Genomic DNA, 1,421 nt, shown 5'->3' with positions numbered 1-1,421 from the left:
TCGACTGCCCAACTCAATGGCTTTACTTCAGCCAAAGTGGTGTTTTTGCTGCCGATGTTATTTTGATACCTACCCGCCCCGACGATCTGTCTTCCCTGAATAATGCTGCTAGAGTAATCACCAGCTTTGTTCCAGAAACTGCTAAGTCACGACAGGATGGCGGCCCCAGGACTTTGCCTATCTTTTTCAACGGCGTCTCTTCGGGAAGTGAATACACTATTAAACTAGCTAACGAAGAGATACGTAAGCTTATCAACCAGGAGAAAAGTGTAGATCTACTTCCATATTTCTGGCCGCATTTTAAGAAAGGTAATGAAAACAAAAGCATTTTTAGGATACCTGACTATGCAGTGATATCCTCTGCAAGCTTTGATCGAACTCCTGCCGTCTTTAAGCACAGGAGAGTTTTAGAATACTACCAGAGTCTTGCCCGTGAGTACTTTATCGATGAGTGAGTTTTCAGATCTAGGTAGGTTGGTTAACTTACCCCTTGAGAGCATTACGCCCGCCGATGGGTTTTCTGCTCCCTCCTTCCTTGTTGCCGCAGCCGCAGATCAGCTAAGGGCGACAGGAGGACACAACTGGGTTCCTCTGCTGGTGGTCGAGGCTGGCGACTATCAGTACAAAGCCATTGGTAACCATTTTGTCTATGCAGTTGCTCAAGAAGCGGGACTGGAAAGGCTATGGTGTATCGTTGTCGATCCTGATCCAGAGCAGGTTAAGCAGGCCCAGATTCTCGCCAAAGAAATTGTTCCGAAGGTAAATTTGACCAATACATCGAGAGAGACTATCTTGGCTGCGCTAAGATACCTAGCCGAGCAACCCAGCAGTCCCCTCAAGGGAGTCGATGTAACCATTGCAGCTGCCCGGATTGCAGAGGCGGATAGAAGTTGGTGGCAGGACTTAACCCCCATAACCAAGCTTGGGTGCAAAATTACGCGAGGCAAAAAACTGGATGCCCTATCGGAAGTATTTTTCGTAACTCCTACAGCGTTGCCCCCTACTCTGAAGAAATCATCCAAGAGATCTGCGGCATCCGCTGGCGCGAAGAAAGCGACCTCAACTCGCTCGCGGAAAAAAACAGAGGGAGAGAGCTGAAAGGGATCCCTTCAAAAACATATTCTCCTCTCCACATCACCGAGGCCCGACTCCGCTTGCTGTGGGATGCCTGCCTCAAGCCTCCCTTTGAATGGCTACTGCCACCCAAACAGCCTTGGCCGCTCTCAACAACAGCCTCCATGGCAGGTATGCTCTGCTTACCTAGGACGACCGGATCCATCTGGAGCTCATGCACAGGATGATCACCAGCATCTTGGAGATCGACCTGACCCAAACCGTCCGGTATTATCTTGACCACAGGGATCCCCCCCTTATCGCCTGGATCCTGGGCCGTGATCAAGCGCTCCAGACCTGTTGAAACC

Annotated in this window: 1 protein-coding gene and 1 pseudogene; both read left to right on the top strand. The window is 50.1% G+C overall.

Annotated elements, in window-relative coordinates; all coding sequences use genetic code 11:
- A pseudogene (locus NW820_RS06500) lies at nucleotides 1–455 on the top strand (cobalamin biosynthesis protein CobQ); the annotation flags it as partial.
- Nucleotides 448–1,098 carry a Rho termination factor gene (locus tag NW820_RS06495; protein WP_414407019.1) on the top strand — a complete coding sequence of 217 codons (651 nt, stop codon included), beginning with the start codon at nucleotides 448–450 and terminating at the stop codon, nucleotides 1,096–1,098. The pseudogene NW820_RS06500 and the gene NW820_RS06495, both read left to right, overlap by 8 nt.
- The last annotated feature ends 323 nt before the right edge of the window (nucleotides 1,099–1,421 follow it).

The organism is Synechococcus sp. R55.7, from assembly GCF_047461955.1.
GTDB lineage: Bacteria > Cyanobacteriota > Cyanobacteriia > Thermostichales > Thermostichaceae > Thermostichus.
The sequence above is the reverse complement of the archived record's forward strand: the minus strand, read 5'-3'. Positions and strand labels throughout refer to the sequence as shown.

Excerpts from the sequence above, each read along its gene's own strand:
- NW820_RS06495 (WP_414407019.1), top strand. The coding sequence starts at position 448 with ATGAGTGAGTTTTCAGATCTAGGTAGGTTGGTTAACTTACCCCTTGAG.